Below are 22,865 nucleotides of genomic sequence, written 5' to 3'. Positions count from 1 at the left end.
CGACGCGCGACCAGCGGGGCTCAGGTGGGTTCGCCCGCCTGCTTCTCCGTCCATTCCGGCGGCAGATCGAACAGTGGGAACAGGCGCTCGGTGTCGAGGAAGAAGTTCAGGCCCGCGATCACGCCGTCCCGCAATTCCAGGACCGTGATCGACCACGGTGTCCAGCGGCCGGGTTCGCCGCTCGGTTTGTAGTGGCCGAAGGCCGGATGACCGTTGGCGCCGCCGAGCGGTACCAGCCGGGAATCGCGGCAGGCGGCACCGGTGCCGAGCATGAAGGCGGCCACGTTCTCGGGGCCGGAGATCCAGAGATCGAACGGCGGCATGGACAGTGCCACATCGGTTTTCAACAGAGTGGTGAGCGCGTCCATATCGTAGGACTCGAAGGCGGTGACGAAATCGTCGATCAGTTTGCGCTGATCGGTATCGGATTCGTCGTAGCTGTCGGTTTCGGCCGGTTTGACCTTGCTCATGGTGGCGCGGGCACGCTGCAGGGCGCTGTTCACCGACGCGGTGCTCATGGTGAGTGCCTCGGCGGTTTCGTTGGCCGAGAAACGCAGCACCTCGCGCATGATCAGGATGGCGCGCTGGGTGGCGGGCAGATGCTGGCAGGCGGCGACGAAAGCGAGGCGCAGGCTGTCCTTGGTGCTGGCGTGATCGGCCGGGTCGGCTCCGAAGGCGAGCGCGTTGGGGATGGGTTCGACCCAGACGTAATCCGGTTTGGGCGGGCCGAGCGGCTGATCGGGGGTGCCGGGACTCGACAGGTCCATCGGCCGGGCGCGGCGCTGCGGCCCGTCGAGCATGTCCAGGCAGATATTGGTGGTGATCTTGTACAGCCAGGAACGCAGACTGGACCGGCCCTCGAACGAGTCGTAGGACTTCCAGGCGCGGGTGAAGGCATCCTGGACGGCGTCCTCGGCCTCGAAGGACGACCCCAGCATGCGGTAGGCATAGGCGCAGAGCTCACGCCGATGTGATTCGAAGGATCTCAGTACGTCGGCGTCGATCGTGCCGGTCTGCTCGCTCATGGGTGTCACTTTGACACAGGCCCCCGACATGTGAACAGAGGATGAAAAAGCCTGTTCACAGGTGCGCCACTGCCGTCCCGGCAGGCACAACCGCCACATGCGTGCCACCCGGCGAGGCGCAGGCCCGGCAACCGGGCGCAACGATCACATCCGCGCCGCCCGTCGAGATTCGGGCCCGGCCGTCCTCCGCCCCTATGACCGGGGCGCGGTAAAAGTTTTCCCGGCATCGCCGATGAGTTTGCGAAGCGGTCGCCGTCTCTACCTACAAGCCGGCCGGAGACCAGACCACCACCTCGAAAGGACCGAAACCATGAGCAGCAAGATGATTTTCGTGAACCTGCCCGTCGCCGATCTGGCGCGTTCCAAGAAGTTCTACGAAGCGCTGGGCTGGAAGGTGAACGACGATTTCACCGACGAGAACGCCGCCTGCATCGTGGTCGACGACAACATCTGCCTGATGCTGCTCACCCATGCGCACTTCGGGATGTTCAGCAAGCGTCCGATCGCCGATACCTCGGCCGCTACCGGCGCCGCCTACGCATTGTCGCTCGGCAGCGCCGATGAGGTGGACCGGCTCACCGAGGCCGCCGTGGCCGCCGGTGGCACCGAAGAGGTCAACACCGATAAGCAGGCGCAGGAGGCGCAGGTCGGGATGCACGGCCGCACCTTCCTGGACCCGGACGGGCACCAGTGGGAGCCCTTCTACATGAATTACCCCGGCGCCGAATAACAGCGCATCGTGATACAAATGTCCCGGTCGACGGCTGTCGACCGGGACATTTCTGCTGTCTCGGCTCATCGCGAGCCCGGCAAGCTCACTTACCGGTGAAGGTGGGCTTGCGCTTCTCCTTGAATGCCTTCGGGCCTTCCTTCGCGTCCGCGGACTGGAACACCGCCATGCCGAGCTTGGCGTCGATCTGGAACGCCTCTTCCTCGGGCATGCATTCGGTATCGCGGATGGTCTGCAGGATCGCCTGCACCGCGAGCGGTCCGTTGGCGGCGATCAGGTCGGCCAGTTCCAGGGCCTTGTCCAGCGCCTGACCGTCCGGGACGACATGGCCGACCAGGCCGATCTCCTTGGCCTCGGCGGCGGTGAGATGCCGGCCGGTCAGCAGGATATCCGCGGCCACGGTGTAGGGGACCTGACGGACCAGCCGGACCGCGGAGCCGCCCAGCGGGAACAGGCCCCAGCGCGCTTCGGAGACACCGAATTTGGCGCTTTCGCCGGCGACCCGGATATCGGTGCCCTGCAGGATCTCGGTACCGCCGGCGATGGCAGCCCCCTCGACAGCCGCGATGAGCGGTTTGGTGAGGCGACGACCCTTGAGCAGTGCCTCGATCTTCGACAGATCCCAGCCGCCTCCGGCAAACGAGTCCCCGGGATGCTGCTGGGTCATACCCTTGAGGTCGGCGCCCGCGCAGAACGCCCCGCCGGCGCCGGTGAGGATCGCGACCCGGATCTCCGGATCGCTGTCCACCTGATCCCAGGCGTCGCGCATGATCGCCATCATTTCGCCCGAGAGCGCGTTACGGGCCTCGGGGCGGTTCATGGTGACGATGAGGACGTGGCCGCGCTTCTCGACGAGGCATTGAGGCATCGTTGTTTCTCCTGTTACTCGGACCCTTGCCAGAAACAGTAACACGTTCTATTTTTGACCTTGTGACGTACAACATAGCCGACCTCGTCGAACACACAATCGATCTCGTGCCGGACCGGGTTGCGCTGGCTGACGACCACCGCTCGGAGACCTTTGCCCAACTGGAGGACCGTGCCAACAGACTGGCGCACTACCTGCTGGAACACGGTGTGCAGCCGGGCGACAAGGTCGGCATCTACTCCCGCAACACCATCGAGGCCGTCGAGTCGATGCTGGCGGTCTTCAAAGCGCGGGCAGTGATGGTCAACGTCAACTTCCGCTATGTCGAGAACGAGTTGCAGTACATCTTCGAGAATTCGGACATGGTGGCGCTGATCCACGAGCGCCGCTACACCGACAAGGTGGCCAACGTCCGGCCGAAGGTGCCGCAGCTGAAGACCGTGCTCGTGGTCGACGACGGCACCGACGCGGCTACCGCCGAGGGATCGGTGGATTACGAAGCGGCCCTGGCGGAATCGTCCGGCGAACGCGATTTCGGCGATCGCTCCAACGGCGACATCTTCATGCTCTACACCGGCGGCACCACCGGAATGCCCAAGGGCGTCATGTGGCGCCACGAGGATTGGTGGCGCGTGCTCGGCGGCGGTATCAACTTCATGACCGGCGAATACGTGCAGGACGAATGGCAGCAGGCCAAGAACGGCGCGGCCGGCGGCCAGATGGTGCGGTACCCGATTCCACCGCTGATCCACGGTGGTTCGCAGACCGCCGTCTTCCACGGGCTGTTCGACGGCGGCAAGACCATCATGATCCCGGAATTCGACGCGCACACCGTCTGGCAGGCCGTCGACGCGCACGGTATCAACATGATCTTCATCACCGGCGACGCCATGGCCCGGCCGATGCTGGACGCGCTCGAGGCCGGCCATCCGGAGACTGGCGAGCCCTATCAGCACACCAACCTGTGGGCCATGGCCAGCAGTGCGGCGCTGTTCTCCCCGTCGCTCAAGGACCGCTACATCGAACTGCTGCCGAATACGGTCATCACCGATTCGATCGGCTCGTCGGAGACCGGGTTCGGTGGTATCTCCATCGCGGCCAAGGGCGCCACGCACACCGGTGGCCCGCGAGTGAAGATCGACGCGTCCACCGCGGTGATCGACGACGACGGCAACCCGGTCGCGCCCGGCTCCGGTCAGGTCGGCCTGCTGGCCCGGAAGGGGCATATCCCGGTCGGCTACTACAACGACCCGGTGAAAACCGCGGCGACGTTCAAGGAGTTCAACGGCGTCCGGTACTCGATCCCTGGCGACTACGCGCGGGTCGAGGAAGACGGCACCGTCACGATGCTGGGCCGCGGCTCGGTGAGCATCAACAGCGGCGGCGAGAAGATCTACCCCGAAGAGGTCGAGGGCGCGCTGAAATGCCACCCGGAGATCTTCGACGCGCTGGTGGTCGGTGTTCCCGACGAACGCTGGGGTCAGCGGGTGGCGGCCGTGGTGCAGTGCCGCGGCGGCAAACGCCCCACCCTCGAGGAGCTGCGTCCGGTGCTGACCCAGGAGATCTCCTCCTACAAGATGCCGCGCAGCCTGTGGTTCGTCGACGAGATCAAGCGGTCCCCGGCCGGTAAGCCCGACTACAAGTGGGCCAAGGCGCAAACCGAGGAGCGCGACGCCGACGAGCATTCCCAGGCGGGCAGCTCGTCGTAGAATTCCTCGCCCCGAGGGGCTGTCGCATGGATGCGGCAGCCCCTCGCTTGTGCTCCAGCGGTGAATCCAGGCAGTCGCCTCCTGGCTGGGCCGCTACCTGCGCGTATCTTCCCTTCAAGGGCCGCGGTATCGGTGGTACCGCGTGGTACCGTTCGGTATGGCCGGTTTGAATGTCAGGTTCAGCGATGAGGAACTGGAGGCCCTGCGGGAGCGGGCTGAGCGAGAGGGTAGGAGCATGCAGCAGTTCGCGCATGACGCCGTGATCACCGCGATCAATGAGCATTCGCGCTTGTTCAACGAGGCTGCCGATCATGTGCTCGCGGCCAGCGAAGAACTGAACCGGCGGCTCGCTTGATCAAGTACCTCACGCTTGTCGAGTTGATGAATCTTGCCGACCGTCTCGGGACACCGGAGGTACGCGACTACGGGCTGTTGGAGTCGGCACTGGCCCGGCCGCAAGCGAGCGTTTTTGGCCAGGACGCCTACCCGCATCTATGGCAGAAGGCCGCTGCACTGATGGAGTCGATTGCGCGGAACCACGCGATGATCGATGGGAACAAGCGGTTGGCTTGGTACGCGACATGGGTGTTCCTGCAAATGAACGGGCATCCGCTGGACAGGAACTTCGATGTGGACGAAGCCGAACGGTTCGTATTGGCTGTTGCCCAAGGCCAGCTCGATCTGCCGAAGATCACCGAGCAGCTGACGAGGTTCGAGCAGTAACTCTGAGGTTTCGAATCGGCGTGGCAGGAACTCGGACTGTGGTTCATCGCTCAGGTCGGTCGCCGCGAAGCAATTCCATGATCTCGTCGGTACTCATACCTTCGACCTCTTTGCTGTCGGCGGTGCCACGCATTCGATCGACCACTGTTCGATATCACCGCGCGGCTGCTCCGGTGTGGGCCAGTCTGGCTGCGGCGATATCGCTTGCATGATCCACCGCCCAGCCGGCGATGGCCGAGAGGGGATCGAGGAGTGTTTCGCCCAGGGGAGTGAGGCTGTATCGGACCGTTGGCGGGACGGTCGGGTAGGCCGTCCGGTCGACGAGGCCGTCCGCTTCCAGGGCGCGCAGGGTTCGGGTCAGCATGCGGCGGCTGATGTCTTCGACGGAGCGGTGCAGTTCGTTGTAATGGTAGGGGCGGCGGGCGAGTAGGGCGATCACCAGCAGGGTCCATTTGTCGCCGAGAATCCGGACGATATCGGTGACCGGGCAAGACTGATAGTCGGCGCTGGGGACGGTCGCGGGGAGTTCCGCCGTGGCGAAGGAGGGGGCCTGCGCTGGGGTGGGGAACATAGAAGTGCCTTCTTCCGGGGTCGGTAACCGTTGTCGAGGATGGGATCGACAGGTGGACCGATGGAGGTGCGATGACGAAAACTGTTGTTGTCAGTGGTGGTACCGATGGTATGGGGCGCGCGTTCGCGCTGGAGCGGCTTGCCCGGGGCGATCGGGTCGTGGTGATCGGCAGCAATCCGGCCAAGGGGGATTCGTTGGTTGCTGCCGCAGGGCCTGATGCGGACCGTGCGCGCTTTCTGCGGGCGGACCTGAGTTCGGTGGCGGAGACGCGAAAAGTTGTCGCCGAAATAGCGTCGGAGTACGAGGTAGTCGATGCGCTGCTGCTGTTCGCGAACCGGACTTCACCGACGCGCATCCAGACCGAGGAGGGATTCGAGCGCACCTTCGCGCTGTACTACCTCAGCCGGTATCTGCTCTCGTACGGGTTGGTTCCGCTGCTCGAGCGCAGTGCACAGCCGGTGATCGTGAACATCGCCGGAGTCGGGGTTCGGAAAGGAGCGGTGAACTGGGATGATCCGCATCTCGCGCATGGCTACAGTGTGGTCCGTGCCCAATTGCAGGCCGGCCGGGCGAACGATCTGCTGGGGGTCTCCTTCGCCGGACAATTCGGCGGGAAGATCGGATACGTTCTCTATCATCCCGGGTTCACCCGCAGCGGCGACCTCTCACCGCTGAACCCCGTAGCCCGGACAGCCATCAGGACGCTCGCCGTGTTCGCCGCCCGGCCCGTGTCCACCGCGATCCACCCGATCCACGAGTTCGTCGACACTCCCTCCGCGGTGCCACTCCGCGCAATCGACCGGGGCCGTGCCCTCGATCTGTCGCTGCCCACGCTCGACCGGGGCGCAGCCGACCGCCTTTCCCGGCTCACCGAAGAACTGCTGTCAGCGCAGGCGTGAACGCCGCGAGGTGATCACGGAACTCGCCATCTGCTTCGGAGCGCGCCCGTGGGGGCCGGATGGTGCCCGTTTCCGCCACGCTCATGGCGTCGCGCGGGGATTCGGGCGCAGGTCAGGCTGTCGCGGCCTCGCCGGAACGCCCGTGCTCGCCACTGCTGATTGTGGCGCGACGTCGCGAGATGTGCGCACGGTGACGCAGGGGCGGAGCTCGAGCGGGCCGATGGTCCGCACTCGCTGTCCGATCCATAAGTCCCCAGGGTGGGATTCCGGGATTCACCTGATGCGCAGCAGTACGAACGCCTGCGAAGCTCAGCGGAACATGATTGTTCCGATCGAAAGTGAGTCCGTGGGTATCACTCGTTTCCTTGCCTTCGCAGCGATTCTCGCGGTCGCGCTGGGGGTTGTGGTCACCGCACCCGCGTCGGCCGCGCCCGCCACATCAGGGCCCGGGCTCGGCGCGGCCCTGCCGGCCCCGACGGGGCCGTTCCCGGTCGGTGTCCAGGAGTTCCATCTGATCGACGATCGGCCCGACCCGTGGGTTCCGGGGCGCGACCGCGAACTGATGGTCTCTGCCTGGTACCCGGCACTGGCACCGATCGGCCGGCCGGACCTCTACGCCACACCGGAAGAATCGGCACTCATTCTTGCTTCGCTGGGACTGGAAGGCTTCGCGCCGGATTCACTCAGCAAGATACGAACGCACGCCTATGTGGACGCGCCGCGGTGGGGACATCCGCTGCCGACGGTCGTGCTGTCGCCCGGCTTCACCATGCCGCGGGCATCGCTCACCGGCCTCGCCGAGGAGCTGGCCGCTCGCGGCTATCTCGTACTCGGTATCGACCACACATACGAGGTCTCGGCGGTGACCTTCCCGGATGGCCGCATCACCGAATGCGAGGCGTGCGTGGGCCGCTTGGACGCTGCCGGGGTCGCGCGCGGTCGGGCACAGGACGTGTCCTTCGTCCTCGACGAACTGGCGGGACGCCTACCGATCGATCCGTCCCGGATCGCCATGGGCGGTCACTCCGCGGGCGGGTTCACCGCGCCGTATGCGCTCGCCGAGGACGGCCGGATCCGCGCGGGATTCAACCTGGACGGAACGTTCCCCGCCGCGCCGTACGGCCGAGCTGTCGACCGGCCGTTTCTGATGATGGGTGCACCGGGGCACGCACCCGACGGTAAGTCCGGTGCCGAATGGGATACCGCCTTCGACGCGTTCCACGGCTGGAAACGCTGGCTGTCGGTGGCCGGCACGTCACATTCGTCCTTCACCGATTACGCGCCGATCGCCGCGGCCCTCGGTTACCAGGTCCCGGCGACGGCAATCGACGGTAACCGCGCGATGGACCTGACTCGGCGATACGTCACCGCCTTCGTCGATTTTCACCTGCGCGGTATCGCGCACCCGATCCTCGACGCACCGGATCCGGCGAGCCCCGAGGTGCGCTTCCACTGACCGGTCGGGCAATCCGGCCGCGTCTGTCCCGGGACAGGAATCGACTGCTTTCCCTCCCCCCATTGGACTCGGTCGCGCCAACGCCGGGCGCGGAGCAGCGCCCCCGCAAGGGGAGGCGAGTACACATCGGCAGGTCAGACCGGCTTGGGGACTCTCCGTCGAGAGCAGGTACAGCGGCGCCGACCGGTCGGACCCTAAGCGGATTCGGGAACGAACCGGGCCAGCGCAAGCAAGTGGTTCGTGGCTCCGCCGAGGGCGAACTCGTTGTGTTTGGCGGCGGTGAAGTAGTTGTGCACGATGTGGTCGCGGTCGATCCCGACCCCGCCGTGTACATGGACCAGCGTGTGCGCCACCTGGTGACCGGCTTCGGCAGCCCAGAACTTCGCGGTGTGGATGGCGCCGGTGGCGTCGAGGTCTTCGCTGAGCTGCCACGCCGCCTGGGTGGTGGTGAGGCGTAGGCCCTGGACGCTGATGTAGGCGTCGGAGAGGCGCTGGGCCACGGCCTGGAAGCTGCCGACCGCGCGGCCGAACTGTTCGCGTTCGCGGCCGTAGCCGGCGACCAGCTCCAGCGAGCGTTCCAGTGTGCCCAGTTGCTGCGCGGACAGACCGAGCCAGGCGCGGTCGAGCAGCCAGGACAGGATCTGTTCGCCGTCGGCCAGGGTGCCGAGCAGTTCGGCGGGGGAGTCGGCGAATTCGACCAGTGATTCCGCGCTGCGGTCGGTGACCTGCTGTGCGGTCACAGTGACGGAATCGTGGGCCGGATCGACCAGGAAAACGGCGGGCTGGCCCGATACCGAGGCGGGCACCAGGATCCGCGCGGCGCGGTCGGCGACGGGAACGGTGGTCTTCACGCCGGTCACCTGCCACCCGTCGCCGGATTCGGTGGCCGTAGTGGTGGGCCGGGCCGGATTCCAGTTGTGTTCCTCGGCCACGGCGACGGTGAGAATCGACGTGCCGGCGGCGGCCGCGGCGGCGAGTTCGCGTTGCGGCGCGGAACCGAACCGGGCCAGCGCGCCCGCGCCGAGCACGATCGACCACAGGTAGGGGACGGCCGCGACGGATTTTCCGAGTTCGCGCAGGATCGCCGTCTGCTCCAGCGTGCCGAACCCGCTACCGCCGATTTCCTCGGGCAACGCGGCCGCCAGCACCCCGGTCTCGGCGAGCGATTTCCACAATGGTTCGTCGAATTTTGCGGTGCCGCCGTCAAGTTCGCGCAGCCGGTCGGCGGTGACCAGTTTCTCGCAGACCTCGCCGGTGAGCCGGGCCAGGTCCAGCTGGGCTTCGGTGGGAGTGAAATCCATGGTGAACTACCTATTTCTGGAATCGGACGCGGTCAGCGGGCGGAGGCGGGCTGTTTCAGCGCGGTCATGGCGATGATGTCGCGCTGGACCTCGTTGGTGCCGCCGCCGAAGGTGAGGATGAGGGCGGCCCGGTGCATCCGCTCCAACCGGCCGCGCAGCACCGAGCCGGGGGAGTCCTGGCGTAGTGCCGCCTGTGGGCCGAGCACCTCCATGAGCAGCCGGTAGGCCTCGGTGGACAGTTCGGTGCCGTACACCTTGCAGGCCGAGGCGTCCCACGGGCGGGGTGCGGCGTCGCCGCCGGCGTCGGCCCGGCTGGCGATCTCCCAGTTCATGAGCTTGAGGTATTCGACCTTGGCATGCACCCGGGCCAGGTTCAGCTGGACCCATTCGCGGTCGAACACCCGCGACCCGTCGGCTGCCTTCGTCTCCTTGGCCCATGCGGTCGTCTGCGCGACGGCCAGTTGCAGGGCCGCGGCGGAGGTCAGCGCGACCCGTTCGTGGTTGAGCTGGTTGGTGACCAGCGGCCAGCCGCCGTTCTCCGGGCCGACCAGGGAGGTCACCGGGACGCGCACATCCTGGTAGTAGGTGGCGCTGGTGTCGGGGCCGGCCATGGTGTGCACCGGAGTCCAGGAGAAACCTTCGGCGGTGGTGGGCACGATCAGCATGCTGATGCCCTTGTGTTTCTTGGCGGCGGGGTCGGTGCGCACGGCCAGCCAGACGTAGTCGGCGTAGGCGATGAGGCTGGTCCACATCTTCTGGCCGTTGATCACGTAGTCGTCGCCGTCGCGGACGGCGGTGGTGCGCAGCGACGCCAGGTCGGTACCGGCGCCGGGTTCGGAGTAGCCGATGGCGAAGTGCAGGTCACCGGCGGCGATCTTGGGGAGGAAGAATTTCTTCTGTTCCTCGCTGCCGTAGTGCATGATCGTCGGCGCGACCGAGTTGATGGTCAGGAACGGCACCGGGGCGCCGGCGATGGCGGCCTCGTCGGTGAAGATCAGCTGGTCGAGCATGGGCCGGTTCTGGCCGCCGTACTCCTCGGGCCAGCCCAGGGCCAGCCAGCCGTCGCGGCCCATCTCGGCCACGACCTCGCGATACACATTTCCCTGCCCGTACTCGCCGGTCTGCGCGCTGAGCGCGGCCCGCCGTTCCGGGGTGATCAGGCGCGCGAAGTATGCGCGCAGCTCGGCGCGGAGCTGTTCGTGTTCCGGGGTATACGCGATGCGCATGGCGGTACCTCGAGCCTTCGTTCTGCGGGTTGGAGATGGGCCTGGACGTGGGATCGTGCCGCGCTCACCCTCGCGGAGCGCGGAATGGATCTCCGATACCTGGCTCCGATCATTGCATATGCACTGAAACATGTTCCAGTATTGAAAGGTAATCAGCCCATGTAGCCTGCCCGTGGGTGCCTCGCTTGTTAGGCTTGCGCCATTGGGCGGGAAAAGGAGTTTCGATGAAGGTCAGCGTTGACTTCGATCAGTGCGAAGCGAACGGAATCTGCGCGGGAATTGCTCCCGACGTCTTTGAACTCGATGACGAGGACATGCTGCACGTCGCCGAGGGTGAGGTCGCGCCCGAGCAGGAGTCGGCGGTTGCCGATGCGGTTGCGCAATGTCCGAAAGCGGCTTTGCGTTTGCTGTGAATCTGCTCTTGCCGTGAATAAGAACACGTTCTAGAGTCGGCCCGGTGAGCGATACAGATACCAGCCTTGCCGGGCGAGTTGCGATCGTGACCGGAGCGGGTGCGGGCCTGGGTAAGGCCGAAGCGCTCGCTCTGGCGGGAGCCGGGGCCTCGGTGGTGGTCAACGACCTCGCCGAGTCCGACGCCGTCGGTGAGACGCTGGAGCAGATCCGGGCCCTCGGCGCCAAAGCGGAGTTCGTCGCGGGCAGTGTCGCCGAGCGGTCCACCGCCGACGCGTTGATCACCGCCGCCACCGAATCCTTCGGTGGCCTGGACATCGTGGTCAACAATGCGGGGATCACCCGCGACAAGATGCTGTTCAACCTGTCCGACGAGGACTGGGACGCGGTTCTGTCGGTCCATCTGCGCGGGCATTTCCTGCTGACCCGTAATGCGGGCGCCTACTGGCGGGCGCGGTCGAAGGAGGCCGGTGCTCCGGTCTACGGCCGGATTGTCAACACCTCTTCCGAGGCGGGTCTCCTGGGGCCCGCGGGGCAGGCCAACTACGCGGCGGCCAAGGCCGGGATCACCGCTCTGACATTGTCGGCTTCCCGGGCGCTGGAACGCGTGGGTGTGCGCGCGAACGCGATCTGCCCGCGGGCGCGTACCGCGATGACCGAACAGGTCTTCAGTGCGGCGCCCGAGAACGAGGTGGATCCGCTGTCGCCCGAACATGTGGCGCGGCTGGTGGCCTACCTCGCCTCCCCGGCCGCGGACCGGGTGAACGGGCAGGTTTTCGTGGTCTACGGGCCGATGGTCGCGTTGATGGCGGCGCCGGAGGTCGAGCAGCGCTTCGACGCGGCCGGTGCGCAATGGTCTGATGACGATCTGGCTACCACGCTGACCGGTTACTTCGCCGGACGCGACGAAGGCCGTACCTTCTCTGCAACGGCGCTGCACGAACTGGGTTGAGCCGATTCTGCCGAGCCGGGTTGCACGATTCGAATCGCGCAACCCGGCCGGTCGGAGTTGTACAAACGTCCAGTCGTTGGTAAACAAAGGGTCGTATTGTGCCCGGCCTCACACGATGATGCCCAAGGCGTATGCAACAGGTTCCAGTCTCGCTGTCTGAGATTGCGACAAGTCAACAGTTCACAAGCCTCAAAATGGCCCCAAATAGGAAATGAACGTGTTCTACTTAGCGGGGCGTGTCCCGGGGTGTACCCCCACCGGCCGCCAGCGGGACCAGTCAGGCAAGGAGGATCCACAGTGAACGACGTCCTTGCCGTGCCATTGCGGGCCGTCGGCGGATTCTTCGAACTCACCGCCTCGGTGGCCCGGGCGAGTCTGCGGCGGCCCTTTCAGCTGCGGGAATTCATCGACCAGTCGTGGTTCGTAGCGCGGGTATCGATTCTGCCGACCGTTCTTGTCGCAATACCGTTCACCGTGCTCGTCGTATTCGTCCTGAATATTCTGCTGCGCGAAATCGGCGCCGCCGACCTCAGCGGGGCCGGTGCGGCCTTCGGTGCGGTGACCCAGGTCGGGCCTATCGTCACGGTGCTCATCGTCGCCGGCGCGGGCGCCACCGCCATCTGCGCGGACCTCGGTGCCCGCACCATCCGGGAAGAAATCGACGCCATGAAGGTGCTCGGCATCGATCCGATCCACCGGCTGGTGGTGCCCCGGGTGCTGGCCTCGATGTTCGTCGCCCTGATGCTGAACAGCCTGGTCTGCACCATCGGTATTGTCGGCGGCTTCCTTTTTTCGGTGTATCTGCAGGACGTGAACCCGGGCGCATTCGTCAACGGCATCACCCTGCTGACCAATCTTCCCGAGCTGATCATTTCCGAAGTCAAGGCCGGTCTTTTCGGTCTGATCGCCGGATTGGTGGCCTGCTACCTGGGTTTGAATGTCAAAGGTGGTCCCAAAAGTGTCGGTGATGCGGTGAACCAGACAGTGGTTTTCGCCTTCATGGCGCTGTTCGTGGTGAACGTCGTGGTTACGGCGGTCGGTCTCAAATTCTCGGTGCGGTGACGCGATGTCGGCCTCGGTGATCATCCAATCCCGCTTCCCCAGAGTTACCCGGCGCGTCCGCAGATTCTCGAATTCGATCGACGATCTCGGCAAACAGGCCGTGTTCTACGGTCGCGCGATCGGTTCCATGCCGCGCGCGCTGGTGCACTACCGCACCGAAACCATCCGTCTCATCGCCGAGATCAGCATGGGTACCGGCGCCCTCGCCGTGATCGGCGGAACGGTGGTGATCGTCGGCTTCCTGACCCTGTTCTCCGGTGCCACCATCGCCGTCCAGGGCTACAGTTCCCTCGGCAATATCGGCGTCGAGGCGCTGACCGGCTTCTTCGCCGCGTTCCTCAATGTCCGTATCGCGGCACCGGTCATCTCCGGAATCGGCCTGGCCGCCACCATCGGTGCCGGCTCCACCGCCCAATTGGGCGCGATGCGGGTCGCCGAAGAGATCGACGCACTCGAATCCATGGCGATCCGTCCGATGCCGTACCTGGTGGGAACCCGCGTGCTGGCCGGGATGATCGCGATCGTGCCGCTGTACTCGCTGGCCGTGATCGCCTCCTTCATCGCCAGCCGGTTCGCCACCGTCGTGATCTACGGACAGTCGGCCGGCGTGTACGACCACTACTTCTCCACATTTCTCATTCCGAGCGACATTCTGTGGTCGTTCGTTCAGGCCATTGTCATGGCGTTGGCGGTGATGATGATCCATACGTATTACGGCTACACAGCGGCCGGCGGCCCGGTGGGTGTCGGTATCGCCGTGGGTAATGCGGTCCGTACCTCGCTGATCGCGGTCGTCTCGGTGACGCTGCTGATCTCCCTGGCCCTCTACGGCACCTCCGGCAACTTCAACCTTTCCGGATAGGCGCCATGACTGAACTGATGCGATCGGACAGCAAACAGCCCGGGCGCGATCCCGCGGCCACGAACGGCATCCAAGATCCCGGCGAACCCGCGGCGCCACTGCGCCCGGTGAGCGGATGGACCACCTTCCAGCGGAAATTCGGGCTGAAACTGGCCGGCGGTGCTATGGTCCTGGCCGTGGTGGCGGCGGTATTCGTCTCCCTGACGATGTTCTTCGGCGGTTTCACACCCAGCGTCACGGTCACCGTGGCAGCACCCCGTAGCGGTCTGGTGCTGGACCCGGATGCCAAGGTCAAAGTGCGCGGTGTGCAGATCGGCCGGGTGGCCGCGCTGGAACCCACCGACGAAGGCACCGATCTGCGCCTGGCGCTGGATCCCGACAAGCTGGGCCTGGTGCCCGCCAATGCCACCGTCGATATCCGGTCGACCACGGTGTTCGGCGCCAAATACATCAACTTCGTGATCCCGCAGGAGCCGGAGGAGCAATCGCTGCAACCGGGCGCCCGGCTGGCGACCGATAAGGTCACTGTCGAGTTCAACACGCTGTTCCAACATCTCAGCGATGTGCTGGCCCAGGTGGAGCCGGAGAAGCTCAGCGCCACGCTCACCGCGCTGGGGACCGCGCTGCAGGGTCGCGGCGAATCGCTCGGTGAGCTGCTGGTGAACGGCAACGCGTATCTCCGCGAGATCAACCCGATGCTGCCGGCCTTGCAGCGCGACTTCCAGGCCACCGCCACCGTGGGCAACCTGTACGCGGATGTGTCCGGGGATCTGCTGCGAACCGTCGACAATGCCACGGTGAGCACCCGCACCATCACCGAAGCGGAATCGGATGTCGACGCCCTGCTGGCCGATCTCACCGGTCTCGCCGACACCACCGGCGCGGTCCTGCACGAGAACGAGGCGCAGCTCGGCACCGCACTGGATCTGCTGCGGCCGACCACGGAACTGCTCAACGAGTACAAGCCCGCGCTGGCCTGCCTCATCGGCGGTGCGGCCAAGGCGATGCCGATCGGTGAGCAGGTCTTCGGCGGCGGACAGGAGGGTGTGGCCCTGAACACCGGTTTCATGTACGGCACACCGCCCTACACCTACCCCAACGATCTGCCGAAGGTGAACGCCACGGGCGGACCGCGGTGCGCCGGGACAACCGACCGCGTACCGGGCAGCCATGCCGACTATGTCGTCACCGATACCTCCGAAGGGCATCCCTACATTCCCTCGACCAAGCTGAACCTCAACGCGCCCAAGGTTTTCGAAGTTCTGTTCGGCGGACTCCCGGGGGTGGGCCGGCCATGAAAAACACCGCAACGACAGTCAAACTCGCCATCTTCACGCTGGTGATGTCCCTGGTCTTCGCCGGTTTGGCGATCGTGTTCTCGCAGGTGCGTTTCTCCAGCCAGAACGGCTATCACGCCGTGTTCACCAGCGCCTCGGGCATGCTGCCCGGCGACAAGGTGCGAATCGCCGGAGTACCGGTCGGCTCGATCTCCTCGGTGAAGGTCGACGACGAATACCACGCACACGTCGAATTCGATGTCGATACCAAGTACCGGCTGCTCACCAGTACCAAGGCCACGATCCGCTACGAGAACCTGGTCGGCGACCGCTACCTGGAACTGCTGGAGGGCCCGGGCGAGGCGACCACCCTGCACGAAGGCGGCACCATCGGCCTGGACAAGACCGCGCCCGCCCTCGACCTCGACCTGCTGCTGGGTGGTTTCAAACCGCTACTGCGAGGACTGGACCCGGCCCAGGTCAACGACCTGACCAACGCCCTGTTGCAGATCTTCCAGGGGCAGGGCGGCACGCTCGTCGAACTGCTCAACAGCAGTGGCTCGTTCACCAAAACCCTCGCCGACCGGGACGCGCTCATCGGCAGTGTGATCGACAACCTGAACTCGGTACTGAAAACCATCGACGATCGCGGTGACCAATTCGCCACCACGATCGACGAGCTGCGCCGGCTGGTCAGCGGCCTCGCCGCCGACCGCGACCCCATCGGCGCCGCGCTGCCGCGGATCGCCGACGCCACGCGGGCGACGAACGATCTCCTGGTGCAAGCCCGCCCCGACCTGGCCGCGACCATCGCCCAGACCGGCCGGCTGGCCACCAACCTCGACAATGGTTCGGACACTGTGCAGTACGTTCTCGACGAACTGCCGGGCGCCTACAAGATGCTGAACCGCATCGGCGCCTACGGCTCGTTCCTCAACATCTACGTATGCCAGACCAACTTCCTGGTCGACGGCCCCGACGGTAAGCCGCTGCTGCTCGAACTGCCCGGCCCGCAGACGACCGGAAGGTGTGCGAGCGAATGAAGGAGCAATCACGTGCCGTGACCATCGGCGTCGTCGGCTTGGTGCTGGCGGTCGCGGTGGCCTTGTCGGCGCTGCAGTTCGAAAGGCTGCCGTTCATCCGCGGCGGCGCTTTCTACACCGCCTACTTCGCCGACGCCGGCGGGCTGGTGACCGGTGACGACGTGGAAGTCGCCGGGATCAAATCCGGCCGCGTCGAGGACGTGAGCCTCGACGGTGACCGGGTGCTGGTCCGGTTCAGCGTCGACGATTCGATCCAGTTGGGGGGCAAGACCACCGCCGCGATCAAGACCAACACCGTTCTCGGCCGCAAATCGCTGGCCGTGAACCCGGACGGCGAGGGCACCCTGACCGTCACCGAGACCATTCCACTCGAACGCACCACCTCGCCCTACTCGCTGAACGAGGCGCTCGGCGACCTCGGCCAGACCGTTCAGGACCTGGACCTGCAGAAGGTGAATCAGACGCTGGACGAACTCTCCGCGGCCTTCGCCGACACCCCGGCACCGCTGCGGTCGGCGCTGGACGGCGTGACCGCGTTGTCGCGCACCATCAACGCCCGCGATCAGGCCCTGTCGGATCTGCTGTCCCGGGCGCAGAACGTCACCAAGATCCTGGCCGACCGGGCCGACGCGATCAACGCGCTGCTCGTCGACGGCAACCAGCTGCTCGGCGAACTCGACCGGCGGCGCACCGCCATCAGCCAGATGATCGTCTACGTCAACTCGCTGGCCCAGCAGTTGTCCGGCCTCGTCCACGACAACGAAGCGCAGCTGAAACCGGCCCTGGACAAGCTCAATTCGGTGCTCGATCTGCTCGAGCGCAACCGGGACAACATCACCGAAGCGCTCGACGGTCTCGGCCCGTTCGCCGCGGCGCTCGGCGAACAGGTCGGCAGCGGTCCGTACTTCAACGCCTACGTCGTCAACGCCAGCAGTGAAACCCTGCATCCGCTGGTGGACGCACTGGTCTGGCCGCAGCACCTGCCCGAATCGCTGCGCGCCTATCTGCTCGAACCCGGTCCCAAGATCGGCCCGTCCGCACAGGAGCCGCCGCGATGAGTACGGTCAAGGACACAGTTCGCGCACTGCCGAAGAAATGGGTGGGGATCCTCGCCGGAGTCGTGGTGATCGCGCTGGTCGCCACCGGCGGCTACCTGGCGTACAACCAACTCACCAAGCACGAGATCACCGCGTACTTCACCTCCACGACCGGAATCTACCCCGGTGACGACGTGCGGGTGCTGGGCGTGCCCATCGGCAAGATCGATTCCATCGAGCCCGGTGAAGAGCAGGCGAAGGTGACCATGACGGTCGACGGCAGCGTCGACCTGCCCGCCGACGCCCGGGCTGTGATCATCGCGCCGTCGCTGGTTTCCGCGCGTTTCATCCAGATCGCGCCCGCCTACACCGGCGGGGACACGCTGTCCGACGGCGCGGAGATCCCCATCGAGCGGACCGCCGTCCCGGTGGAATGGGACGACATCAAAACCGAACTCCACAAACTTTCCACCGCGCTCGGCCCGGTCGGCGACGACCCCCAGGGCTCCTTCGGCCGCTTCGTGGACACCGCCGCGGAAAACCTCGACGGTAACGGCGAAGCGTTCCGCAGCACCCTGCGGGAACTCTCGGCCACGCTGACCACGCTGTCCGACGGCCGCACCGACCTGTTCGGCACCATCCGCAACCTGCAGAAGTTCGTGGATGTGCTCTCCAAGAGCAACGAGCAGATCGTGCAATTCGGCGGGCGGCTGGCTTCGGTTTCTTCGGTACTCGCCGGCGTCTCCCAGGATCTGGGCGCCGGCCTGGACAACCTGGATCTCGCACTGGCCGATGTGCAGCGCTTCCTGGACGGCAGCGGAACCGAACTCACCGAAGGCGTCCAGCGGCTGGCCGACGTGACCCAGATCCTGGTCGACAAACGACCGGAATTGGAGCAGGCGCTGCACTCCGGGCCCACCGCGCTGGTGAACTTCTACCAGATCTACAAACCCGCCCAGGGCACGCTGACCGGCGCCATCTCGCTGAACAACTTCGCCGATCCGGTGAGCTTCCTGTGCGGTTCGGTCCGGGCTCTGGAACAGCACGAATCCGATACCAGCGCCGACCTGTGCGTCGAATACCTCGCCCCGGTGATCAACTCGCTGGCGATGAACTACGTGCCCATAATGACCAACCCCGCGACCGGTGTGACCGCGTTCCCGGACCAGCTGGACTACACCACCCCCGACCTGCCCGGCCGGGTGGATCCGCAGAAGGTGGGACCCCCGGCGGCGCCCGCGCCCGCACCCGTCACGGTTCCGGCCGGTGTCGCGGGACTGGCGATCCCGGGTATTCCGCTTCCCGAAATTCCCGGCCTGCCCGGAGGAGGACGATGATGCGCCGACTCGCGATGCGGGCGCCGGACATCCGGCCGAAGATGCCCGCGCCGGGTTTCCGGCGCCGGGCGGCGGCACTCGCCGTCGGGCTCGCCCTGGCCCTGCCGATCACCGGCTGCCAGTACGACGGACTCAACTCGTTGCCGATGCCGGGCACCGAAGGTACCGGCGAAGGCGCGTACACCGTGCAGATCCAGATGCCGAATGTCACCACACTGACCCGTAATTCACCGGTACGCATCGACGACGTCGCGGTCGGCGCGGTCACCGATATCGAGGTCGAGGACTGGCACGCGTTGGTGACCGTCTCGCTCAATCCTGATGTCGTGTTGCCCGCCAACGCCACCGCCAAGATCGGCCAGACCAGTCTGCTCGGCAGCAACCATGTGGAACTCGCGCCACCGGCCGGTACCGCCCCCGAAGGCCGGCTCGCCGACGGTGACGTGATCCCGCTGGAGCGGGCGGGGGTCTTCCCGACCACCGAACAGGTGCTGTCCTCGCTGTCGGTGGTCCTCAACGGCGGCGGTATCTCGCAGCTGGAGAACATCACCCGCGAACTCAACTCGGCGCTCGTCGGCAACGAAGAAGAGATCCGCGACCTCATTCCCCAGATGAACGATCTGATCGGCAACCTGAACGCGCAACGCGACGACATCATCTCCGCGATCAGCGGACTGGACCGGCTCTCCGGCCAGTTCGTCGAGCAGACCGATGTGGTGGAAGCAGCGATCTCGGAAATCCATCCCGCGTTGACCGTGCTGGCCGATCGCCGGCAGAACATCACCACCACCATCACCAAGCTCGGTGAACTCAGCGATGTGGTGAACCGGTTGATCGCCAACAGCGGCGACGACCTGAAAGCGAACCTGGCCAACCTCGCCCCGGTCCTGCAGACACTGGCCGATACCGGCGCCGACCTCACCGAATCCTTGAAGATCATCGCCTCGTTCCCGTTCCCGTTGAAGAACCTGGACAACGCGATCAAGGGCGACTACCTGAACCTGTTCATGACGGTCGACCTGACCGCCGCACGGCTGGACTCGAACTTCCTCACCGGGACCGGGCTCGGCGGAATGTTCGGCGGCGTAGAGGTCGCCCTCGGCCAGGTGGCCGGACCCGCCGGCGAACAGGGCAACCCGCTCGCGACACCGCTGGCGCCGCCCCCCGGCGCGCCGCCCAGCGACCAGCCGCAACCGACCATTCCCGGGCTGCCGCCGATTCCCGGCCTGCCCGCCATTCCCGGGCTGACGGTGCCGCTGCCCGGGCAGCCGCAAGGGGGCGAGGGCCCGTGACGCTCAGCCGTTTCGTCCGCATCCAGCTGGTCATCTTCTCCATCCTCACGGTGGTCGGCCTGGCCGTCATGGGCGGCACCTACGTCGGCGTACCCGCCATGCTCGGTATCGGGCGTATCGAGGTCACCCTGCAACTCGCCGCCACCGGCGGGCTCTACCAGAACGCCAACGTCTCCTATCGGGGAACGAATGTCGGTGTGGTCCGGGAGGTCCGGCTCACCAGCGACGGTGTGGAAGCCCGGCTCTCGGTCGACAGCGACTACAAGATCCCGGCCGATTCCACCGCGCTGGTCCGCAGCGTTTCGGCGATCGGCGAACAGTACGTCGATCTGGTTCCGCCGGAGCAGCCCGGCGACGCCAACCTGTACGACGGCAGCGTGATCCCCGTGGACCGCACCGAACTACCGCAGGACGTCGGCGCACTGCTGGACCAGGCCGACCGGCTGCTCGCCAGCGTCGCCGACACCCGGCTGCGCCAGGTCATCGACGAGGCGTTCCGGGCCTTCAACGGCGCCGGACCGGATCTGCAACGGTTCCTCGACTCCGCGGCACTGCTGGTGCAGGAGGCCAACGACAATGTCGGGCCCACCAAACAGCTCATCGAACAGATCGGCCCGCTGCTCGACACCCAGGTGAACTCCGATGCCGCGATCCGGTCGTGGACCCGCGATCTGGCGGTCGTCACCGACCAGTTGCGCGCCCACGACCCGGCGCTGCGCAGTATCCTCGCCAACGGTCCGGCGGCGATGGAACGGGTCACCCAGCAGTTCGACGAACTCCGGCCCACCCTGCCGCTGCTGCTGAACAACCTGGTCAGCGTGGGACAGGTCGGTGTCACCTACCACGCCGGCCTGGAACAGATCCTGGTCGTCTACCCGCCGCTGATCGCCGCGCTGCTCACTGCCGTCCGCGGTCCCATGGAGTACGGCGCGCTGGTCGACTTCATGACGGTGCTCAACGATCCGCCGGCCTGTACCACCGGGTTCCTGCCCCCTGATCAGCGGCGTGGGCCCGACGCGGTCGATACGATCCCGACGCCGAAGGGCCTGTACTGCAAGACTCCACAGAACGACATCAGCGCGGTACGCGGTATCCGCAACACACCGTGTATGGAATTCCCGGGCCGCCGGGCCCCGACCCCGGAGCTGTGCCGCACCGGATTCGTTCCGGAGGGCACGAACCCGCCGTTCGGACCGCCGCAACCGGTTGCACCCGGTGAACCCGCGGCACCGGCTGCCGCGCCCGACACGGGCCCCGGGGTTGCGGGAGTACCCCCCGCACCTGCTAGTTTCTCGGGCGCAAGCACCCCCGCCGCCGCTCTCTCGTACGATCCGGCCACCGGGGTCTATACCGGCACCGACGGTCGCAGCTACCGTCAGGGCAATATCGCACCCGGCGGATCGGGCACCGTACCCGCGGATTGGCAGGCAATGTTCCAGGAGCAGCAGAAATGAGCGAGACCAAGGACCCCCGCCGTACCCGCAGGCGGGCCAGCCGGACGGCGGGTCCACCGGTCGAGGACGCAACCGAACAGCTCACCGCGAATTCGGCGTCCGCCGCAGCGGTGAGCGCTGCCGCCGAACCGGGGCGCGACGCCGCGCAGAAGAAACCCGGAAGTGCCGCAGCCGATAAAACGGTACGCATCACTGCGGACAAACCCGGGCGCGCCGCTGCGGGCAAGTCCGGTGGTGCCGCCGATAAGTCCACAGATACTGCGAACGAGCCCGAGGAAGCCGCCGGGAAATCCGTGGTCGCCTCCGGACAGCCGGATGGTGCCGCTGCGGGCAAGTCCACGGAGGTCCCTGCGGAAAAGTCCGCGGATGTCACCGAACGGATCGACACGGCGGCGGAGCAGGCACCCGGTGCCGCTACCGGCACCGATTCGATCGACCCCGACGAGACGGTGCGGATCGACAAGTCCGCCGCAGACACCGGGATATCGGACAAGCCCGGAACCCCGGCGAAGGCTGCCGAGAATTCGGAAGGCGGCGTTGCGGAAACCGGCGCAACCGTCGTCTCGATGGAGAAAACCGTTCCGGCCGAATCCGGTGGCACCGAGCCCGCCGTGCAGAGCGGCTCCGGCTCCTGGAAACGGATCGTGGCGCTCACTGCCGCTGCCGTACTGCTGATCGGCCTGGTCGGCGCCGCAGTGGTGTCGATGCTCGCCGTCCAGTCCACCGAGCAGCGTGACGAGCGCCGGGCCGAGTATGTGGCGACCGCGCGCCAGACGATCCTCAACCTGACCACCATCCGCGCCGATACGGCCAAGGAAGATATCGACCGCATCCTCACCATGGCCTCCGGTGAATTCAAAACCGAATTCGACGGCCGGGTGGACCCGTTCACCGAAATCGTCAAGCAGGCGAAGGTGCAGTCCACGGGCGAGGTCGTCGAGGCCGCCGTGGAACGCGACGACGAGAACTCTGCGGTGATCCTGGTGGCCGCGAAACAGACCCTCACCAATGCGGGCGCCGAAGGCGAACAGCAGCGGTACTACCGCTTCCGGGTCACCGTGCAGCGCGGGGACGACGGCACCCTGACCGCCTCCGATGTGGAGTTCGTGGCATGAAACTACGCAACAAGATCCTCGTCGGCGTCACCGCTGTCGTGATCGTCGCCGCCGCGGTGGTGGCCGGTATCGGCGGCTACCGGTACTGGGACTACCGCCAGTCCGAACAGTCACGCACCGACGCCGTCGCCGCCGCGAGCCGCACCGTCTCGGCCATCTTCAGCTATGAACACCAGACGGTGGAAAAGGAACTGCCCAAGGCCGCCGACAGCCTGGCTCCCGATTTCCGGGACGACTACCTCCAGCTCATCGAGAAGGCCATCGTGCCGGGCGCCAAGGAGAAGGAACTCACCGTCAAGGCCACCACCCAGGCCGGTGGCGTCGTCTCCGCCGACCGCGCCCACGCCGTGGTCCTGCTGTTCCTGAATCAGGTGACCACCAGCAAGGAAGCCCCCCAGGGCACCACCACCGGCAGCCGCGTCCGGGTCGCCCTCGACAAATCCGACGACCAGTGGCTCGTCGCCTCGGTCACCCCGATCTGACCGGCCGACGGTAACCGCCTGCCGAGATCTGCT

The 22,865-nt window shown here is 66.1% G+C and carries 23 protein-coding genes; 18 read left to right on the top strand and 5 right to left on the bottom strand.

Annotation, left to right across the window (positions count from 1 at the left end):
* Positions 1-20: 20 nt before the first annotated feature.
* On the bottom strand, positions 21-1,025 hold the full coding sequence (locus IU448_RS11685) for a sigma-70 family RNA polymerase sigma factor (RefSeq protein ID WP_195055585.1): 1,005 nt from the start codon (positions 1,023-1,025) through the stop codon (positions 21-23).
* Positions 1,026-1,335: 310 nt separating this feature from the next.
* Between IU448_RS11685 and IU448_RS11680 the strand changes: the two genes are divergently transcribed.
* The gene (locus IU448_RS11680) at positions 1,336-1,755 is read left to right on the top strand and encodes a VOC family protein (RefSeq protein WP_195055584.1); all 420 of its coding nucleotides are present in this window, start codon (positions 1,336-1,338) and stop codon (positions 1,753-1,755) included.
* A gap of 85 nt (positions 1,756-1,840) precedes the next feature.
* Here IU448_RS11680 and IU448_RS11675 read toward each other — a convergent pair whose 3' ends face one another.
* Positions 1,841-2,623, bottom strand: coding sequence for a crotonase/enoyl-CoA hydratase family protein (locus tag IU448_RS11675; RefSeq protein WP_195055583.1), 783 nt, complete (start codon positions 2,621-2,623; stop codon positions 1,841-1,843).
* A gap of 62 nt (positions 2,624-2,685) precedes the next feature.
* On the opposite strand from IU448_RS11675, the gene IU448_RS11670 reads away from it, so the two are divergent.
* The 3 genes from IU448_RS11670 (at position 2,686) to IU448_RS11660 (ending at position 5,055) form a co-directional block, all read left to right on the top strand.
* Positions 2,686-4,332 (top strand): acyl-CoA synthetase, encoded by a 1,647-nt coding sequence (locus IU448_RS11670; protein ID WP_195055582.1) that lies wholly within the window; start codon positions 2,686-2,688, stop codon positions 4,330-4,332.
* A 157-nt stretch (positions 4,333-4,489) separates the two neighbouring features.
* Positions 4,490-4,687, top strand: coding sequence for a ribbon-helix-helix protein, CopG family (locus IU448_RS11665; protein WP_174552625.1), 198 nt, complete (start codon positions 4,490-4,492; stop codon positions 4,685-4,687).
* 26 nt (positions 4,688-4,713) lie between these two features.
* On the top strand, positions 4,714-5,055 hold the full coding sequence (locus IU448_RS11660) for a type II toxin-antitoxin system death-on-curing family toxin (RefSeq protein WP_228812957.1): 342 nt from the start codon (positions 4,714-4,716) through the stop codon (positions 5,053-5,055).
* A 154-nt stretch (positions 5,056-5,209) separates the two neighbouring features.
* Here IU448_RS11660 and IU448_RS11655 read toward each other — a convergent pair whose 3' ends face one another.
* On the bottom strand, positions 5,210-5,626 hold the full coding sequence (locus IU448_RS11655) for a winged helix-turn-helix transcriptional regulator (RefSeq protein ID WP_195055581.1): 417 nt from the start codon (positions 5,624-5,626) through the stop codon (positions 5,210-5,212).
* A gap of 71 nt (positions 5,627-5,697) precedes the next feature.
* Here IU448_RS11655 and IU448_RS11650 point away from each other — a divergent pair, with 71 nt between their 5' ends.
* Both IU448_RS11650 and IU448_RS29570 read left to right on the top strand, forming a co-directional pair.
* On the top strand, positions 5,698-6,525 hold the full coding sequence (locus tag IU448_RS11650) for an SDR family NAD(P)-dependent oxidoreductase (protein ID WP_195055580.1): 828 nt from the start codon (positions 5,698-5,700) through the stop codon (positions 6,523-6,525).
* A gap of 346 nt (positions 6,526-6,871) precedes the next feature.
* On the top strand, positions 6,872-7,981 hold the full coding sequence (locus IU448_RS29570; protein WP_324188571.1) for an alpha/beta hydrolase: 1,110 nt from the start codon (positions 6,872-6,874) through the stop codon (positions 7,979-7,981).
* A 194-nt stretch (positions 7,982-8,175) separates the two neighbouring features.
* On the opposite strand, the gene IU448_RS11640 is transcribed toward IU448_RS29570, so the two are convergent.
* Both IU448_RS11640 and IU448_RS11635 read right to left on the bottom strand, forming a co-directional pair.
* Positions 8,176-9,282: an acyl-CoA dehydrogenase family protein gene (locus IU448_RS11640; RefSeq protein ID WP_195055579.1), complete on the bottom strand. Its 1,107-nt coding sequence runs from the start codon at positions 9,280-9,282 to the stop codon at positions 8,176-8,178.
* A 32-nt stretch (positions 9,283-9,314) separates the two neighbouring features.
* Positions 9,315-10,508 (bottom strand): acyl-CoA dehydrogenase family protein, encoded by a 1,194-nt coding sequence (locus IU448_RS11635; RefSeq protein WP_195055578.1) that lies wholly within the window; start codon positions 10,506-10,508, stop codon positions 9,315-9,317.
* A 224-nt stretch (positions 10,509-10,732) separates the two neighbouring features.
* Between IU448_RS11635 and IU448_RS11630 the strand changes: the two genes are divergently transcribed.
* The 12 genes from IU448_RS11630 (at position 10,733) to IU448_RS11575 (ending at position 22,832) form a co-directional block, all read left to right on the top strand.
* Positions 10,733-10,921 (top strand): ferredoxin, encoded by a 189-nt coding sequence (locus IU448_RS11630; RefSeq protein ID WP_068045459.1) that lies wholly within the window; start codon positions 10,733-10,735, stop codon positions 10,919-10,921.
* Between the two features lie 44 nt (positions 10,922-10,965).
* Positions 10,966-11,871, top strand: a complete 906-nt coding sequence (locus tag IU448_RS11625) for a 3-oxoacyl-ACP reductase (RefSeq protein WP_195055577.1) — start codon at positions 10,966-10,968, stop codon at positions 11,869-11,871.
* 297 nt (positions 11,872-12,168) lie between these two features.
* Positions 12,169-12,933, top strand: a complete 765-nt coding sequence (locus IU448_RS11620) for an MlaE family ABC transporter permease (RefSeq protein ID WP_195055576.1) — start codon at positions 12,169-12,171, stop codon at positions 12,931-12,933.
* Positions 12,934-12,937: 4 nt separating this feature from the next.
* The gene (locus IU448_RS11615) at positions 12,938-13,795 is read left to right on the top strand and encodes an MlaE family ABC transporter permease (RefSeq protein ID WP_195055575.1); all 858 of its coding nucleotides are present in this window, start codon (positions 12,938-12,940) and stop codon (positions 13,793-13,795) included.
* Between the two features lie 5 nt (positions 13,796-13,800).
* A complete protein-coding gene (locus tag IU448_RS11610) occupies positions 13,801-15,093 on the top strand; it encodes an MCE family protein (protein ID WP_267467074.1) in 1,293 nt (430 codons plus the stop codon).
* Positions 15,090-16,115, top strand: coding sequence for an MCE family protein (locus tag IU448_RS11605; RefSeq protein WP_195055574.1), 1,026 nt, complete (start codon positions 15,090-15,092; stop codon positions 16,113-16,115). Before IU448_RS11610 ends, IU448_RS11605 begins: the two co-directional genes overlap by 4 nt.
* Positions 16,112-17,173, top strand: a complete 1,062-nt coding sequence (locus IU448_RS11600; RefSeq protein WP_195055573.1) for an MCE family protein — start codon at positions 16,112-16,114, stop codon at positions 17,171-17,173. The genes IU448_RS11605 and IU448_RS11600 overlap by 4 nt, the downstream gene beginning before the upstream one ends.
* Positions 17,170-18,489 (top strand): MCE family protein, encoded by a 1,320-nt coding sequence (locus IU448_RS11595; protein WP_195055572.1) that lies wholly within the window; start codon positions 17,170-17,172, stop codon positions 18,487-18,489. The genes IU448_RS11600 and IU448_RS11595 overlap by 4 nt, the downstream gene beginning before the upstream one ends.
* Positions 18,490-18,530: 41 nt before the next feature.
* On the top strand, positions 18,531-19,781 hold the full coding sequence (locus tag IU448_RS11590; RefSeq protein ID WP_195056233.1) for an MCE family protein: 1,251 nt from the start codon (positions 18,531-18,533) through the stop codon (positions 19,779-19,781).
* Positions 19,778-21,235, top strand: a complete 1,458-nt coding sequence (locus IU448_RS11585) for an MCE family protein (RefSeq protein ID WP_195055571.1) — start codon at positions 19,778-19,780, stop codon at positions 21,233-21,235. The genes IU448_RS11590 and IU448_RS11585 overlap by 4 nt, the downstream gene beginning before the upstream one ends.
* Positions 21,232-22,350, top strand: coding sequence for a hypothetical protein (locus IU448_RS11580; protein WP_195055570.1), 1,119 nt, complete (start codon positions 21,232-21,234; stop codon positions 22,348-22,350). The genes IU448_RS11585 and IU448_RS11580 overlap by 4 nt, the downstream gene beginning before the upstream one ends.
* Complete coding sequence (locus IU448_RS11575) at positions 22,347-22,832, top strand: h domain protein (protein WP_195055569.1); 486 nt, start codon at positions 22,347-22,349, stop codon at positions 22,830-22,832. Before IU448_RS11580 ends, IU448_RS11575 begins: the two co-directional genes overlap by 4 nt.
* Positions 22,833-22,865 lie beyond the last annotated feature (33 nt).

The sequence above is a fragment of the Nocardia flavorosea genome (assembly GCF_015477805.1).
In the GTDB taxonomy this organism is placed as follows: Bacteria; Actinomycetota; Actinomycetes; order Mycobacteriales; family Mycobacteriaceae; genus Nocardia; species Nocardia flavorosea_A.
The sequence above is the reverse complement of the archived record's forward strand: the minus strand, read 5'-3'. Positions and strand labels throughout refer to the sequence as shown.

Bases quoted from the DNA above. Each gene is read 5' to 3' on its own strand.
- IU448_RS11685 (WP_195055585.1), bottom strand. From the start codon at position 1,025: ATGAGCGAGCAGACCGGCACGATCGACGCCGACGTACTGAGATCCTTC.
- IU448_RS11680 (WP_195055584.1), top strand. From the start codon at position 1,336: ATGAGCAGCAAGATGATTTTCGTGAACCTGCCCGTCGCCGATCTGGCG.
- IU448_RS11675 (WP_195055583.1), bottom strand. From the start codon at position 2,623: ATGCCTCAATGCCTCGTCGAGAAGCGCGGCCACGTCCTCATCGTCACC.
- IU448_RS11665 (WP_174552625.1), top strand. From the start codon at position 4,490: ATGGCCGGTTTGAATGTCAGGTTCAGCGATGAGGAACTGGAGGCCCTG.
- IU448_RS11660 (WP_228812957.1), top strand. From the start codon at position 4,714: ATGAATCTTGCCGACCGTCTCGGGACACCGGAGGTACGCGACTACGGG.
- IU448_RS11655 (WP_195055581.1), bottom strand. From the start codon at position 5,626: ATGTTCCCCACCCCAGCGCAGGCCCCCTCCTTCGCCACGGCGGAACTC.
- IU448_RS11650 (WP_195055580.1), top strand. From the start codon at position 5,698: ATGACGAAAACTGTTGTTGTCAGTGGTGGTACCGATGGTATGGGGCGC.
- IU448_RS11640 (WP_195055579.1), bottom strand. From the start codon at position 9,282: ATGGATTTCACTCCCACCGAAGCCCAGCTGGACCTGGCCCGGCTCACC.
- IU448_RS11635 (WP_195055578.1), bottom strand. From the start codon at position 10,508: ATGCGCATCGCGTATACCCCGGAACACGAACAGCTCCGCGCCGAGCTG.
- IU448_RS11630 (WP_068045459.1), top strand. From the start codon at position 10,733: ATGAAGGTCAGCGTTGACTTCGATCAGTGCGAAGCGAACGGAATCTGC.
- IU448_RS11615 (WP_195055575.1), top strand. From the start codon at position 12,938: ATGTCGGCCTCGGTGATCATCCAATCCCGCTTCCCCAGAGTTACCCGG.
- IU448_RS11610 (WP_267467074.1), top strand. From the start codon at position 13,801: ATGACTGAACTGATGCGATCGGACAGCAAACAGCCCGGGCGCGATCCC.
- IU448_RS11605 (WP_195055574.1), top strand. From the start codon at position 15,090: ATGAAAAACACCGCAACGACAGTCAAACTCGCCATCTTCACGCTGGTG.
- IU448_RS11600 (WP_195055573.1), top strand. From the start codon at position 16,112: ATGAAGGAGCAATCACGTGCCGTGACCATCGGCGTCGTCGGCTTGGTG.
- IU448_RS11595 (WP_195055572.1), top strand. From the start codon at position 17,170: ATGAGTACGGTCAAGGACACAGTTCGCGCACTGCCGAAGAAATGGGTG.
- IU448_RS11590 (WP_195056233.1), top strand. From the start codon at position 18,531: ATGCCCGCGCCGGGTTTCCGGCGCCGGGCGGCGGCACTCGCCGTCGGG.
- IU448_RS11580 (WP_195055570.1), top strand. From the start codon at position 21,232: ATGAGCGAGACCAAGGACCCCCGCCGTACCCGCAGGCGGGCCAGCCGG.
- IU448_RS11575 (WP_195055569.1), top strand. From the start codon at position 22,347: ATGAAACTACGCAACAAGATCCTCGTCGGCGTCACCGCTGTCGTGATC.